The following is a 13892-nucleotide window of genomic DNA, read 5'->3' as shown; positions in this document are numbered from 1 at the left end:
GATCTTGGCGTCATGAAACAACCCAGCCTCTTCATCCCGCATGGCGGCGGTCCGTGCTTCTTCATGGACCCTTCCGATCCCGACCGTCTGCACAGCGACCCCATGTGGCACCCGATGCAGAACTATCTGGCCGGGCTGATATCCGATTTGCCCGAAAGGCCCCGATCGATGCTGATCGTATCAGCGCATTGGGAAGAACCGTTGTTCACGGTCCATGGCGGGGCCAGGCCTGCGCTGCTGTTCGATTATAACGGCTTCCCGCCGCACACCTACGCTTTGCGATGGGATGCGCCGGGCGATCCCGGATTGGCGAGGCGCGTCACTTCATTGTTGAGGGACGCCGACTTCCCGGTTGCCGAAGAAAAGGAGCGCGGGTGGGATCATGGCGTCTTCATCCCGATGAAGGTGGCATTGCCTGATGCTGGAATCCCGGTCGTGCAACTGTCGCTGCGGCGGGATCTTGACCCGGCCGCTCACATCGCGGCGGGACGCGCGCTCGCGGCGCTGCGGGACGAAGGGGTGCTGATCGTTGGATCGGGGATGAGTTTTCACAATATGCGCGTGCGCGGCCCGGAAGGAACCGATCGCGCGGTGGAATGGGATGATGCGCTGGCCAGCGCCGTGACCGATGCTGACCCGCAGAGACGGGCAGCGCGCGTCAGTGCCTGGGATCAATTGCCTGAGGCGTGTTTCGCTCATCCGCGTGAAGAGCATTTGTTGCCGCTGATGGTGGCATTGGGCGCGGGGGCGGACGATGCTGCACGGTTGGACCATCGCAGCACGGTGCTGGGCTGGACTGTGTCAGCCTACCGTTTCGGCTAAAGGTCAGAGCCTGCGCAGCGCCGGGACGGTGCGAGCGGCCTCTTCGGGGGTGATGCCGGGTGGCGGGGCTGCTTCGACCTGCTCCTCACCGCGGATGATGCGGCCTGCGCGGCGAATGGCGGCGCGAAGGCGGGGGTAGATGCCGCAGCGGCAGATGTTGGTGATGGCGGTGTCCATCTCATCATCGCTGGGGTCGTTATTCCGTTTCAGCAGGACGGCGGCGGTCATGATCATGCCGGGAATGCAGTAGCCGCATTGCGAGACATTGTCGGCGGCGAAGACCTGTTGCAGCGGATGGCCACGGTCAGGCGATAGCCCTTCGATCGTGGTGACGAAGCGCCCTTCCGCATAGCCAATCGTGACCTGGCATGACCTGACCGCTTCGCCGTCAATATCGACCGTGCACGCGCCGCAGTCCCCCGTGCCGCAGCCATATTTGGTCCCGGTCAGGTTGGATGCGTCACGCAACGCCCATAGCAGCGGCGTGTCGGGGTCCATGCGATATTGGACGGGACGGTCGTTGACGGTGAATTTCGTCATGACGCGTCTTCCACCTCCGCCTCATGATATAGCACTTCATTGCGGATGTGGATGATGCGTGAGCCGAGCCGGATTTCCTGGATGAATGTGCCAAAGGCAGCGGCCTGCAACAGCATGGCCAGGCTGAACAATATCGCGATCAACGTGCCCAGGTGCGCACCAAACAGATTGCCCGCGAACAACAGAATAACGACCAGACAGACCGCGCAGGCCGATACCACGGTCAGGAAGATCGAGCTGTTGACCACGCTCATCCGACGATCCAGCACCCGGATTTCGGCGACCATGCGGTCATGTTCCCTGCCCCGGCTGGTCAGGATGCGTTCTTCCACCCGCCGCGCGCGGTCGATGATGCGAGCAAGCCGCCCCACGCAGACATTGAGAAACGCCCCAATACCCGCCAGCAGGAATACCGGAGCGAGGGCCAGCTGGATTGTCTGCGCGACCTGTGAAACCTGGGATACGTCGGCAAATTGGGGAATGGGGTTCATCGCGTGCTTGCTTTCATCTTTTCGACAAACCAGCGTATTGCGAAGAAAATGACAAGGGCGGAAAGCGGGGCGATCCACAGTATATGACCTGCATCATTCTTTCGCGCGCAGTCCGAATCGATCGTGCAATCGCCGAACACCGACCCAATAAAGACGGTGGCTGATCCCATCAGGAACAAGATTGCCGCGATGCAGCCGCACGCATTCCCCAGAATGTGCGACCGATAGCCTTGTCCGCCATCCTCGCTCAGGCGGCACCCTTGGCAGGCGTGTCGACGCCCATGGACTTCAGATATTGCTTGATGTTGCGCGCCGCCTGCCGCAGCCGCTGCTCATTTTCGACCATGGCGATGCGGACATAGCCTTCACCATCCTCGCCATAGCCGACGCCGGGGGCGACGGCGACCTTGGCATGAGTCAGCAGTTGCTTGGAAAATTCCAGACTGCCCATGTCTTTCAGCGCGGGCGGCAGCGGGGCCCAGGCGAACATCGAGGCCCGGGGCGCGGGAATTTCCCAGCCCGCGCGACCAAAGGCTTCCACCATGACATCGCGACGCCTGTGATAGAGTTCGCGGTTCTTTTGCACTATATCCTGCGGCCCATTCAGCGCGGCGCAGGCCGCTGCCTGAATCGGCGTGAACGCGCCATAGTCGAGGTAGGATTTCACCCGCTTGAGCGCGGCGATCAGCTGCCGGTTGCCGACGGCAAAGCCAATCCGCCAACCGGCCATCGAATAGGTCTTGCTGAGCGAGGTGAATTCGACCGCAACATCCTTTGCCCCCGGCACCTGGAGGATGGAAGGCGTTGGATTGCCGTCATAATAAAGTTCCGAATAGGCAAGGTCCGAAAGAACCCAGACATTATTCTCCTTCGCCCAAGCCACCAGCCGCTCGTAAAAGGCGAGATCGACCGTTTCGGCTGTCGGGTTGCTGGGATAGCCAACGACGAGGATGGAGGGGCGCGGCACGGTAAACGCCATCGCCCGCTCAAGCGATTTCCAGTAATTTTCGTCCGGCGTCGTCGGCACCGACCGGATGGTCGCGCCCGCGATAATGAACCCGAACATGTGAATGGGGTAACTGGGGTTGGGTGCCAGCACGACGTCGCCCGGCGCGGTGATCGCATTGGCAAGGCTGGCCAGCCCCTCCTTCGATCCCATCGTCACGACGACCTCGGTTTCAGGGTCAACGTCTACGCCGAAACGGCGGCCATAATAATTTGCCTGGGCCTTGCGCAGTCCCGGAATTCCCATCGACTGGGAATAGCCATGCGCGCTGGGTTTCTGCGCGACTTCGCACAGCTTTGCGATGACATGGTCCGGCGGCGGCAGGTCGGGATTGCCCATCCCCAGGTCGATAATGTCCTCGCCCGCCGCACGCGCGGCCGCTCGCATCGCATTGACTTCGGCGATGACATAGGGCGGCAGGCGCTTCATGCGGTAAAATTCTTCGGACATTATAGGCTTTCCTGAAAGGTCTCCGTGGGGGATAGTAGCCTGCGCACGCAGGGCGTGGCACGGTTTGGCTATAACGCGCCCGGCAGCGACGCGCTAGCGAAAGCGGCGGACCGGGCGATGCCGGAAAAGGGATGGTGGCCATGAAAGCGAACGACCTGAATGAACCCCATCTGCCGACGCTTGAACAGATGCAGCAATGGACTCACATGCTCGGTCGGGCCCAGCAGCTTCTGCTGGAACAGGCGGCGGGCGCGGTAGGCCGCACGCTGCCGTTCGACGCCGACGCTGTCGCGCGGATACAGACGAGCTTTGCCGATGAAGGGCTGGCGCTATGGCAGCGCTTCCTGACTTCAGGCGGCATGTTGCGCGACCAGCCTGAACCGCCACCACCCGGCAGCCCCGCTGCGGCACGGGACCGCCGTTTCGCCGATCCGGCCTGGTCCAATCACCCCTTTTACGATCTGATCCGGCAAAGCTATCTGCTGCTGTCTGACTATCTGCTACAGCTGACAGACACGGTCGACGGTGCCGACCCCAAGCAGAAGGCGAAGCTGCGTTTCGCCACCAACGGCATGATCGATGCCATGGCACCCAGCAATTTTGCCTTCACCAACCCGACAGTGGTTGAAAAAACGCTTCAAAGCGGCGGCGAAAACCTGGTCAAGGGCCTGCAGAACATGCTCGCCGATCTGGAAAAGGGGCAGCTTACCCATACCGATGGCAGCAGCTTCGAAGTCGGGCGCAACATTGCGGCGACACCTGGCAAGGTGATCAAGGAAACGCCGCTTTACCAGCTCATCCATTATACGCCGACGACCGAGCGGGTGATGGAAACGCCGCTGCTCATCTTCCCGCCCTGGATCAACCGCTTCTACATCCTCGACCTGTCGCCTGAAAAAAGCTTCGTCAAATGGGCGCTGGACCAGGGGATCAGCGTCTTCCTCCTGTCCTGGAAGTCCGCCGATGCGTCGATGAAGGATTTGCAGTGGGACGATTATATCCTGCGCGGGCAAGTGGATGCGATCGACACCGTGCGAGAGCTGCTGGGAGTTCCGGCGGTTCACACCATCGGCTATTGTGTCGCCGGAACGACGCTCGCCGCGACGCTTGCGCTGCTGGCGGCGCGCGGAGAGGCGGACAAGGTGGCCAGCGCCACCTTCTTCACGGCACAGGTGGATTTCAGCGAAGCGGGCGACCTCAGCCTTTTCATCGACGATGACCAGATGAAGCTGCTGGACCAGCTGTCGTCGGGTGGGTTCCTCGACGGCCGGTATATGGCGGCGACCTTCAACCTGCTGCGCGGTCGCGACCTCATCTGGAACTATGTGGTCAACAACTACCTGCTGGGGCAGGATTATCCGCCGTTCGATCTGCTGTATTGGAACGGCGACACGACAAACCTGCCCGCCCGCTGGCACAAGGATTATCTGACGCAGCTGTATCGGGACAATTTGCTGGTCGCGCCTGATGCGTTGAGCATCGACGGGACGCCGCTGGACCTGCGCAGGATCGAGACCCCTGCCTATATTCAGGCGGGACGCGAGGATCATATTGCACCGCCGCAGAGCGTGTGGAAGCTGACCCAGCATCTTTCAGGGCCGGTCCGGTTCATCCTGGCGGGATCGGGGCATATTGCCGGGGTCGTCAATCCGCCGTCCGCAGGCAAATATCAGTTCTGGGCCACGGACCAGTCCCAGGTCACGCTGGACGATTTCATTGAACAGGCCACGGAGACGAAAGGCAGCTGGTGGCCCGATTGGCGCGATTGGATAGCCTCTTTGGGTGATTCCACCGTGCTGGTAAAGGGCGCTCGAAAGCCGGGCGGGGGCGCGCTCAAGGCGATAGAGGATGCGCCCGGACGTTACGTCAAGACCCGCTAACATACAGAGTTGTCACTGTTTTTTCTGCAACAATGCGTGTCGAAAACCCACTTTGCTGCACTGCACAAAAATAAGCTTGAAACTGTAGTCCGATTCGCTTATTGTGCATTGCAGCAAAGGAGGGTGACCATGGCAATGAAACCCAAGCCAGTTCCTCGCAAACGGACTGTGGTGAACAAGACTTCGTCCACTCTGTCGGCCGGCGAGGCATTGAAGGCTGCGGAAGCGGCAGTGGGTTCCAGCCCCGGATCACCGCCGTCGGCCCCCGCAAAACCGGCTAAAGCGCCGGCACGTGCGAAACCAGCTCCGACGGTCAAGGCTGATCCAGTCGTGATCGCTGCGGCGACAACCGCAGTGGATGCCGCGCCTGAGCCAGCCGGTGCGAGCGTGGCTGTAGAGCCTGCCCCCTCCGATTCGATTGCCGTAGCAGATGAAGCTCCGGTGGAACTGAAAGACATTAAGAGCCTGTCATCCCAGGCCGGGCCGGTAGAGCCCGTATTGCTGCCCGCCACAGAAGGAACGAAGATGATGAACGACGTGATGGAAACCGGAAAGAAGTTCGCCCAAGATACCAAGGCCAAGCTCGAGTCGGTCTATACCGACCTGAACGAAAAGGCGAAGGTTGGCGTCGAGAAGTCGACCAAGGCGATTGAAGAGATGAGCGACATCGCCAAGGGCAATGTCGAAGCACTGGTCGAATCCGGCAAGATTGCCGCGAAGGGCATGGAAAGCCTGGGCCAGGATGCCGTCGACTACAGCCGCAAGAATTTTGAAAAGGCAACCGCGTCGATCAAGAGCTTTTCGACCGTCAAGACGCCGACCGAATTCTTCCAGCTGCAGAGCCAGCTGTTCTCGGCCAGCTTTGACGAGCTGACCAAGGAAGCGGCGAAGAGCAGCGAAGCGCTGATCAAGCTGGCGGGCGACGTCGCCCAGCCGCTGACCGCGCGCGTAACTGTCGTCACCGACAAGGTTAAGTCCTTCGCCGCCTGATCGGCCGAAGCACTTAACGACAGGGATAAAAGACGGCTCTCACCCTCGGGTGGGGGCCGTCTCCTTTTCTGCATGGCATGATCGCGCCCCGCGGCGCCAGCCTGCCCTTGCCATGACGGATCGAATCGCCATATTCTCGCTCGACATGAGCAGCACCAGCAAATCGACATATCCCGCGATGATGGCGGGCAAGGATCAGGACGACCAGGGCGAAGGGCCGGGCGGTCCCAATGTCGGCGTCGCGACTCGCACACGCACACGGACGAAAAAACCGTCCCTTTACAAGGTGCTGATGCTGAACGACGACTACACGCCGATGGAATTTGTCGTCCACGTCCTGCAGCAGTTTTTCCGCATGGATATGGAAGAGGCGACACGCGTGATGTTGCACGTTCACCAGCGCGGCGTCGGCATCTGCGGTGTCTTCAGTTATGAAGTTGCGGAAACCAAGGTCAACCAGGTGATGGATTTCGCCCGGCAGAACCAGCACCCGCTTCAGTGCACGCTCGAAAAGGCCTGAGCATATCTCGACGGGCCGGGGTCAGGTGCCCACCGCCGCCTCCAGTCGCCTTTAACGTCTGACGCAGCCTTGCTGCGTTCCAACCGGCAGCGCCCGTGGTTAGCATATGTTAACCACGCAGAGCTAAATGTCGTTGGGCATGAGCCTCTCTTCACCCTCTTTCGTTTCTCGTTTTGCGCCGCTCATCGCGGGTGTGGCTTATTTCCTTCTAGCCACCATAGCGTTGCTCATTTCTCGCTTTGAAGGCGGACTGGCCTATATCTGGCTGGCAAACGCGCTGTTGATGGCGGAGCTTCAGAGGTCACAGACTCGGCAATGGCCTGGCATCATCCTGTGCTGCGGTATCGCCAGCATGATATCGACATCGCTGTTCGGCATGGGACCGATCGCGGCTGCGCCGATGGCCCTGATCAATATTGCGGAAGCTTTGATCGTCGTCCTGCTGTGCCGTCGCTTCGAACCCGACCGCCACCTGACCGACCCGTCGAAACGCCCGCTGCTGGTCTTTGTCCTGGCGCTCAGCATTCCGGCCAATGTAATCGCCGGGCTTGCCGCCGCCTATGTTGCTTCTTCCCTTACGCCCGTGACGTTCGGGGCCTCATGGCTGCAATGGTATAGCGGCCATGTGCTTGGCGGCCTTACTTTCGCACCAATTCTGATGATGTTCTTCCAGGGGGAGGCCCGGCGCTGGAGCCGGGAAACGTCGCGCAAGAGCAAGTGGGAGGCATTGGGGCTTCTGATCTTTTTCGCTGCAGTGACGGTCCACGTCTTTTATCTTGCGCGCTATCCCATGTTGTTCGTGCTTCTTTTGCCGATGGTGGCGATTGCATTCCGCACTGGTTATCTGGGTGCAGCCGCTTCGGTAGTCATTCTTGCGGTCATCGGCGGAGGGGCGACCATGATGGGGCATGGGCCTTTCCATATGGTGCCCGGCACCCTGGGTGAACGGATACAATTTCTACAACTGTTTCTCTCCTTCAGCTTCCTGCTGACGATCCCTGTCGCCGCCGAACTCAACCGGCGCCGTCGGTTGTTCCAGATGCTGCAGGAAAGCGAAGCACGTTATCGCGCCATTGCCGAACATAGCGGCGACGTTGTGCTGGAACTGGGCGTCGATGGCGTCATCCAATATGCATCGCCTTCCGCGATCGATCAGTTGGGATGCGAACCGGATATGCTGATCGGACGCGATGCGGCCGACTTCGTCGATCCGCAGGACAGGGCGGAAGTGGCCCGTTCGCACCGGCGCGCGCTCGCCCATCCAGGTGAGGTCCAGACTGTCGAGTTCCGCCCCGGTCTGCACGTCGCAGATCTCGATTGGTGCGAGATGGTGACGCGCGCGGTGGTCGATGAGCGCGGCATGCCAACGGGCGTGATCAGCACGATTCGGGATATGTCGCGGCACAAGGCGCGGCAGAGAGCGCTTCAAAGGGCGGCGTCCACCGATTCGCTGACCGGTGCAGACAGCAGGTCGGCGTTTCTGGAAAAGCTGGAAGGAGAGATCCGGCGGGCCGCCGCGGGGGAACGTTCCTGTCTCCTGCTGATCGACATCGACCATTTCAAATCGGTCAATGACCGCTACGGCCATATCATCGGTGACAAGATATTGTCCGGCTTTGTCTCTCGCTTGCGCCCTGGGTTGCGCGGAATGGATAGTATTGGACGACTGGGCGGCGAGGAGTTCGCCATCCTGCTGGTCGGGGTGGACGTCCATCGCGCCAGCATGATTTGCGAACGGCTGCGTGATTCGGTTTCTACCCATCCCATGCGGACAGACACGGGTGAGGCGATATCTGTCACGTTCAGTGCCGGTCTCGTCGAACTGAAGAGTGCAGCCGGGGCGACCGAATTGCTGGAGGCGGCCGACAAGGCGCTTTATCGGGCCAAAAATGGCGGGCGAAACTGCCTGCGCCTGGCTGCCTGAGGGTAGATTTACGGCTGCTTGGTGCTCGTCCCGGCGATGCATGTTGATGGCGCGCTTGCCCCAGATGATCGGACATCTGGCGGAGCGTGATAAAGTTGCCAATGATATGTTGTAACTTCATCTCTACTGCCCTATGTATCCGCCACCATGGCCACCAGCTTCCGATCCAGCCTGTCGACGGGCCGCCTTGACCGCATTGCGATCGCTATTTCGGGCATGTGCGTGGCGCATTGCCTGGGGACCGCTGTGCTGCTCGGCATGCTCGCTTCGGCGGGGGGGATTTTTGACAATCCCCTCTTCCATGAGGTTGGGCTGGTGTTGGCGATCCTGCTCGGCGCGGTGGCGCTGGGGCATGGCGCTATCGCTCATGGATACATGATGCCGGCAGCGGTCGGTGCTCTGGGTCTGGGCATCATGGCAGGGGCGATGACCCTGGATCATGGGTGGCAGGAAAGCGCCTATACCTTGCTAGGGGTAGCGATCCTGGCGCTAGGCCATGATCTCAATCACCGCGCAGGCCGCTGATCGATCCCATGCCATAAAAAAGGGGACCTGCGCGGTCCCCTTTTCATTGTGACGTTGCTGCCCGGATCAGGCTTGCTTACGATCCAGATGATGTTCGCCTTTGACCCAACGCACGGTTCCGGTGCTGGCGCGCATCACGACGCTGTCGGTGGTCAGCTTGCCACCCGGCAGGCGCTTTACGCCCGCGAGCAATGATCCGTCGGTAACGCCGGTCGCTGCGAAGATGCAATCGCCCTTCGCCAGTTCCTTGAGGTCATAGACCTTGTCGAGATCGGTGATGCCCCATTTGCGGGCGCGGCCACGTTCATCGTCATTGCGGAACAACAGCTTGCCCTTGAACTGGCCGCCCACGCAGCGCAGCGCAGCGCAAGCCAGCACGCCCTCAGGTGCGCCGCCCGATCCCATATAGATGTCGATGTTCGTTTCCGGGTCGGTGGTTGCGATCACGCCGGCCACGTCGCCATCGGGAATCAGCATGATGCCGCAGCCGATGGCGCGCAGTTCCGCGATCAGCTTCTCATGACGGGGGCGGTCCAGGACGCATACGATGAGTTCGCCCGGCTCAACGCCCTTGGCCTTGGCCACAGCCTCGACATTTTCCTTCACCGAACGGTTGAGGTCGATCACGCCTTCGGGATAGCCAGGGCCGACCGCCAGCTTTTCCATATAGACGTCGGGCGCGTTCAACAGCCCGCCTTCTTCGGAAATCGCGAGCACGGCCAGCGCGTTGGGACCGGCCTTTGCCGTGATCGTGGTGCCTTCCAGCGGATCAAGCGCGATGTCGATCTTCGGCCCGGTGCCGATCGCATTGCCGACCTTTTCCCCGATATAGAGCATCGGCGCTTCGTCGCGTTCGCCCTCGCCGATGACGACGGTGCCATCCATGTAAAGATCGTTGAAGGCGAGGCGCATGGCCTCAACCGCTGCGGCGTCGGCGGCCTTTTCATCCCCGCGCCCGATCAGCTTGGAAGCGGCGATGGCGGCGGCTTCGGTGACACGCACCATTTCCAGCACCAAGACGCGGTCGAGAATCGAACTAGCCTGCACCATAGTTATTCCTTCGCTGTCTCTATTTGCAGCAGGCGATAGGAGGTCGCTCCCGCCTTGTCGAGCCATGCGGCGTCGCGGCCCGGCATTTCATATTGAAGATGCAACATCTTGTCGAACGGTGCATTTATAGCAGGTTGGACTTTCAAAGGCTTTATAGATGATCGCTGCCATGATTGCCGTGAGCCTCGCCAGTCCTGCGATCCTTCTTCCGGGCAAGACCGCCGGGGCCGCGCCATGTCATGCCGTGCCTTCGCTATGCCTGACGACGACGACCGAACCGGCAGTCGCGCATCCCGCGCTGGATCGTCCGGCCCAGGCAAGTGATATCAAGATGAGCGCCTACCGCTTCGACGCCCGTCCTTGCCGTGTGATAGGCAATATGGGTTGCCCCAAACGGGCGCGCCTCAAACTGTTCCAGCTTGGGGAACCCCTGCTTGAGACGCTATTGAAGAGCTTCGGCCCGCGATGAGCGCGGAACCTTAGCGATCAGTCCAATATATGCATTACCATCGGCGTCTGCAGCAGGCTGTCGGACCCGGCGAGCCGTTCCAGCGTGTCGAGGACGCAGCGTTCTTCGCCCGCATGGGTAACGATGGCGATCAGCACGCCATCTTCCTGATGATTGCCACGCTGGATCATGCTTTCAATCGATACCCCGGCGTCGCGCATCGCGGCGGCGATTTCCGCCAGCACGCCGGGGCGATCCTTCACCTTGAAGCGCAGGTAGGCGCGCCCTATCCGTGCGCCCGCATCGGCGGGCTGCTGTTGCGTAAGAGCGGAGACGGGCATCGCGAACGCATCGCCATATTCATCGCGCGCGACGTCGATCAGGTCGGCCACCACAGCCGAAGCGGTCGGGCCGTCACCAGCGCCGCGCCCCTGAAAGAACAGCCGTCCGACGAAATTGCCTTCCACGACGACAGCGTTCAGCGAACCGTCGACATGGGCAAGGGGATGATCGAGTGGGACCAGCATGGGGTGGACGCGCTGGAACAGGCCCTCCGGGCCGTTCTGCGCCATGCCGACCAGGCGGATACGGAAACCCAGGGCAGCGGCTTCGGCGATGTCGGCGGCGATCACATGCCGGATGCCGGTCGTCGCCACATTGTCGAAATCGAGTTCGGTGCCAAAGGCGAGGCTGGCGAGGATGGTCAGTTTGTGCGCCGCGTCGATACCGTCAATATCGAAGCTGGGATCGGCTTCGGCGAAGCCCAGTTCCTGCGCTTCCTTCAACACATCATCGAAGCTGCGCTTATCCTTTTCCATCGTGGTCAGGATATAATTGCAGGTGCCGTTCAGGATGCCATAGACGCGCGCGATCTCATTGGCCGCCGCGCCTTCGCGCATGCCCTTGATCACCGGGATGCCGCCCGCAACCGCTGCTTCATATTTCAACGCGATGCCGGCCTTTTCGGCCAATGTCGCCAGATCGAGCCCATGATGGGCCAGCATTGCCTTGTTGGCGGTGACAAAAGGCTTGCCCGCCGCCAGGCACTGCCGTGCCAGGGTGAGGGCAGGGCCGTCCGCCCCGCCGATCAGTTCCACCACCACATCGACGTCGTCGCGGCCGGGCAAGGTCGTCATGTCATCGACCCAATCATAAGGCGACAGATCGACGCCGCGATCCTTATTCCGGTCCCGCGCGGATATAGCCACGATCTGGATTGGGCAGCCGGCCCTGCGCGCGATCAATTCGGCATTGGCCTGCAACAGCCTGATGACGCCGCCGCCCACCGTGCCCAGGCCGACAAGCGCGACGCGCAGCGGTGCATGGCGGTGAAGATTGGTCATGGCTTTGCTTTGTCCTCAGGCTGGCGTGAAGCGGCGCTGATAACCTCCAATCCTCCGCTGTCCAAGGAAAAGACGGTCAAACTGCTGATTGGGGGCATCAGGAAATCGCCCGGCTGCGCTCGCACACGCCCAGGGCCTGCATCACCAAGGCGAAATCTGCGCGCGCAGCATCTGCGTCCGCAATGGGAAGCGAGCGGACGGATTGGGCCGGAAGGCTCCGTGGCAATCCGCAGGCGAGCCGATACCAGAGCAGGCTGCCGCGCGCGGGCGGCTGGGCGGCTTCGTCCACAATCTCACCCAAGGCGACGGCCCAGCGTGGTTCCTGCCCCGGACGGCGAAGGATGGACAGTGACACCGGATCGCCGTTTTGCGTGCGCAGGAAGATCTGGGTCTCGCTCTCCCCCGCCACCGTGCCCCTGACGTGAAAAGCGTCACCGACACCAATGATCCGGGGTGGAGCGCCATTTGCCACCAGCTCGGACAATATCGCCTTCACCTGCTGGATCGTGGGAGCGTCCGCCGGGATCTGGGCATCGCGCGCGACGAGCTGGATCTCGCCGGGCCGATCCGCTCGCCGGGCAAAGAGGATCATCTGCGCCTTCTTCAGCTTGGGCAGCTTGCCCCTGGGACTGAGGGGGGCGTCATAAAGATAGCGAACCGTCGGGCTGATTCCGCCGTCTCCGCGAATCAGGCTGGTCACATCGGCCTCAATATAGAGCCGTCGATAGCCTTCAGGGACCGCGCCGGCCCGTTCAGCATCCAGAGTTACTACGCTGCGAATCTGCACCACCGCGACCAGCGACGACGCGTCGGCAAGGTCCGCCATGTCGGCATAGGATAAAGAATCGCGCGCCGCAGCGACCGGGCCATTGCCAACGGGCTGAGCCCCGGAAATGCTGGGGTATGAGGCGGAAATGAGGCATGAGAGGAAAAAATATGCGGGTTGGATGGAGGATTTGATTTTCATATTCGTCCTACGGGTCATCAGGCGTGACATCGTTGTCACACGCAAGACATTCTGGTGCAAAATATTAATGGCAATTGACCGTATCGATAAAGCGTTTGCGTGCCACGATGCGCCGCGATAGGAGTTCGCAAGGTAGCAAATGAGAGGATAGGGGCCAAAGGTGACCGGGGATAGCCCGGCCAGCTCGGGTCGCTTTTCGCTTATTAGCTTATAATCAACTGGTAAGCTGAGTTAAGGAGTGTCGTTGCCGAATGGCCTATGCTGACCACTCGCAAGGATCGAGTCGGACGATCTCGATCATCATCGTCGCCCTTGTTCACGCTGTTCTCGGTTATGCTTTCGTCACCGGCCTTGGCATGAAATATGTCAAAAAGGCGGCAGAACAGCTGAACGTGATCGACGTGAAAGAGGAACCGCCGCCACCCGATGAGGAGCCGCCGCCACCGCCGCCAGACCAGCCGGTCGAACCGCCGCCGGTAGTTGCTCCCCCACCGATCGTTCAGACGCCGGCCCCCGCGCCGCCGATCCAGACCGTTCGCACACCTCCGCCGGTATTCAACCCGGTTCCGGTTGCGGCTCCGCCGCCACCTCCGGCCCCGCCGCCGACGCCCGCAACGCGTGCGACGCCGCGCAGTTCGCCGGGCGGTTGGCTCAGCGATGCCGATTATCCCAGCCGCGCGCAGCGTGAAGAACGCTCGGGCACCGCTGGTTTCCGGCTTCAGATCGGCCCTGATGGCCGTGTCACCGACTGCACCATCACCTCATCTACGGGCCATTCGGACCTTGACGAGGCGACCTGCCGCCTGCTGCCGCGCCGCGCGCGGTTCAAGCCGGCGACGGCTGCGGGCGGGGGCGCAATGTCCGACACCTATAACGGTCGCATTACGTGGCGACTGCCGGAATGATATTGACGGGAAGGCTGGCGTTGCCGCCTTC

14 protein-coding genes are annotated in these 13892 nt (G+C 61.3%); 8 read left to right on the top strand and 6 right to left on the bottom strand.

Annotated elements, in window-relative coordinates; all coding sequences use genetic code 11:
• Positions 1–12: 12 nt before the first annotated feature.
• Positions 13–822, top strand: coding sequence for a DODA-type extradiol aromatic ring-opening family dioxygenase (locus FHS54_RS12160; protein WP_167304065.1), 810 nt, complete (start codon positions 13–15; stop codon positions 820–822).
• Positions 823–825: 3 nt separating this feature from the next.
• Here the strand turns inward: FHS54_RS12160 and FHS54_RS12155 are convergent, their stop codons facing one another.
• From FHS54_RS12155 to FHS54_RS12145, 3 genes are all read right to left on the bottom strand, one after another.
• Positions 826–1362, bottom strand: coding sequence for a (2Fe-2S)-binding protein (locus tag FHS54_RS12155; protein WP_167304064.1), 537 nt, complete (start codon positions 1360–1362; stop codon positions 826–828).
• On the bottom strand, positions 1359–1853 hold the full coding sequence (locus FHS54_RS12150; protein WP_167304063.1) for a DUF2721 domain-containing protein: 495 nt from the start codon (positions 1851–1853) through the stop codon (positions 1359–1361). Before FHS54_RS12150 ends, FHS54_RS12155 begins: the two co-directional genes overlap by 4 nt.
• A 247-nt stretch (positions 1854–2100) precedes the next feature.
• Complete coding sequence (locus FHS54_RS12145; RefSeq protein ID WP_167304062.1) at positions 2101–3309, bottom strand: LL-diaminopimelate aminotransferase; 1209 nt, start codon at positions 3307–3309, stop codon at positions 2101–2103.
• Between the two features lie 140 nt (positions 3310–3449).
• On the opposite strand from FHS54_RS12145, the gene FHS54_RS12140 reads away from it, so the two are divergent.
• The 5 genes from FHS54_RS12140 (at position 3450) to FHS54_RS12120 (ending at position 9148) form a co-directional block, all read left to right on the top strand.
• Entirely contained in the window at positions 3450–5189 is a 1740-nt protein-coding gene (locus FHS54_RS12140; RefSeq protein ID WP_167304061.1) for a PHA/PHB synthase family protein, read from the top strand.
• A 129-nt stretch (positions 5190–5318) separates the two neighbouring features.
• Entirely contained in the window at positions 5319–6179 is an 861-nt protein-coding gene (locus FHS54_RS12135) for a phasin family protein (protein WP_167304459.1), read from the top strand.
• Positions 6180–6291: 112 nt separating this feature from the next.
• Positions 6292–6699, top strand: a complete 408-nt coding sequence (clpS, locus tag FHS54_RS12130; protein WP_167304060.1) for an ATP-dependent Clp protease adapter ClpS — start codon at positions 6292–6294, stop codon at positions 6697–6699.
• Between the two features lie 139 nt (positions 6700–6838).
• A complete protein-coding gene (locus tag FHS54_RS12125) occupies positions 6839–8623 on the top strand; it encodes a sensor domain-containing diguanylate cyclase (protein ID WP_243855740.1) in 1785 nt (594 codons plus the stop codon).
• Positions 8624–8770: 147 nt separating this feature from the next.
• The gene (locus FHS54_RS12120; RefSeq protein ID WP_167304059.1) at positions 8771–9148 is read left to right on the top strand and encodes a MerC domain-containing protein; all 378 of its coding nucleotides are present in this window, start codon (positions 8771–8773) and stop codon (positions 9146–9148) included.
• Between the two features lie 66 nt (positions 9149–9214).
• Here FHS54_RS12120 and glpX read toward each other — a convergent pair whose 3' ends face one another.
• Positions 9215–10198, bottom strand: coding sequence for a class II fructose-bisphosphatase (glpX, locus tag FHS54_RS12115; RefSeq protein ID WP_167304058.1), 984 nt, complete (start codon positions 10196–10198; stop codon positions 9215–9217).
• A 157-nt stretch (positions 10199–10355) separates the two neighbouring features.
• On the opposite strand from glpX, the gene FHS54_RS12110 reads away from it, so the two are divergent.
• On the top strand, positions 10356–10667 hold the full coding sequence (locus tag FHS54_RS12110) for a hypothetical protein (RefSeq protein ID WP_167304057.1): 312 nt from the start codon (positions 10356–10358) through the stop codon (positions 10665–10667).
• 17 nt (positions 10668–10684) lie between these two features.
• Here the strand turns inward: FHS54_RS12110 and FHS54_RS12105 are convergent, their stop codons facing one another.
• Both FHS54_RS12105 and FHS54_RS12100 read right to left on the bottom strand, forming a co-directional pair.
• Positions 10685–11989 carry a homoserine dehydrogenase gene (locus FHS54_RS12105; RefSeq protein WP_167304056.1) on the bottom strand — a complete coding sequence of 435 codons (1305 nt, stop codon included), beginning with the start codon at positions 11987–11989 and terminating at the stop codon, positions 10685–10687.
• Between the two features lie 97 nt (positions 11990–12086).
• Entirely contained in the window at positions 12087–12956 is an 870-nt protein-coding gene (locus tag FHS54_RS12100) for a hypothetical protein (RefSeq protein ID WP_167304055.1), read from the bottom strand.
• A gap of 251 nt (positions 12957–13207) precedes the next feature.
• On the opposite strand from FHS54_RS12100, the gene FHS54_RS12095 reads away from it, so the two are divergent.
• Positions 13208–13861, top strand: coding sequence for an energy transducer TonB (locus FHS54_RS12095; RefSeq protein ID WP_167304054.1), 654 nt, complete (start codon positions 13208–13210; stop codon positions 13859–13861).
• Positions 13862–13892 lie beyond the last annotated feature (31 nt).

Origin of the sequence: Sphingobium vermicomposti (assembly GCF_011762025.1) — a bacterium.
Classification (GTDB): domain Bacteria; phylum Pseudomonadota; class Alphaproteobacteria; order Sphingomonadales; family Sphingomonadaceae; genus Sphingobium; species Sphingobium vermicomposti.
The sequence above is the reverse complement of the archived record's forward strand: the minus strand, read 5'-3'. Positions and strand labels throughout refer to the sequence as shown.

What these genes read in the sequence shown, in the direction of transcription:
- glpX (WP_167304058.1), bottom strand. Translation starts at nt 10,198, where the DNA reads ATGGTGCAGGCTAGTTCGATTCTCGACCGCGTCTTGGTGCTGGAAATG.
- FHS54_RS12155 (WP_167304064.1), bottom strand. Translation starts at nt 1,362, where the DNA reads ATGACGAAATTCACCGTCAACGACCGTCCCGTCCAATATCGCATGGAC.
- clpS (WP_167304060.1), top strand. Translation starts at nt 6,292, where the DNA reads ATGACGGATCGAATCGCCATATTCTCGCTCGACATGAGCAGCACCAGC.
- FHS54_RS12120 (WP_167304059.1), top strand. Translation starts at nt 8,771, where the DNA reads ATGGCCACCAGCTTCCGATCCAGCCTGTCGACGGGCCGCCTTGACCGC.
- FHS54_RS12150 (WP_167304063.1), bottom strand. Translation starts at nt 1,853, where the DNA reads ATGAACCCCATTCCCCAATTTGCCGACGTATCCCAGGTTTCACAGGTC.
- FHS54_RS12140 (WP_167304061.1), top strand. Translation starts at nt 3,450, where the DNA reads ATGAAAGCGAACGACCTGAATGAACCCCATCTGCCGACGCTTGAACAG.
- FHS54_RS12100 (WP_167304055.1), bottom strand. Translation starts at nt 12,956, where the DNA reads ATGAAAATCAAATCCTCCATCCAACCCGCATATTTTTTCCTCTCATGC.
- FHS54_RS12145 (WP_167304062.1), bottom strand. Translation starts at nt 3,309, where the DNA reads ATGTCCGAAGAATTTTACCGCATGAAGCGCCTGCCGCCCTATGTCATC.
- FHS54_RS12095 (WP_167304054.1), top strand. Translation starts at nt 13,208, where the DNA reads ATGGCCTATGCTGACCACTCGCAAGGATCGAGTCGGACGATCTCGATC.
- FHS54_RS12135 (WP_167304459.1), top strand. Translation starts at nt 5,319, where the DNA reads ATGGCAATGAAACCCAAGCCAGTTCCTCGCAAACGGACTGTGGTGAAC.
- FHS54_RS12160 (WP_167304065.1), top strand. Translation starts at nt 13, where the DNA reads ATGAAACAACCCAGCCTCTTCATCCCGCATGGCGGCGGTCCGTGCTTC.
- FHS54_RS12110 (WP_167304057.1), top strand. Translation starts at nt 10,356, where the DNA reads ATGATCGCTGCCATGATTGCCGTGAGCCTCGCCAGTCCTGCGATCCTT.
- FHS54_RS12125 (WP_243855740.1), top strand. Translation starts at nt 6,839, where the DNA reads ATGAGCCTCTCTTCACCCTCTTTCGTTTCTCGTTTTGCGCCGCTCATC.
- FHS54_RS12105 (WP_167304056.1), bottom strand. Translation starts at nt 11,989, where the DNA reads ATGACCAATCTTCACCGCCATGCACCGCTGCGCGTCGCGCTTGTCGGC.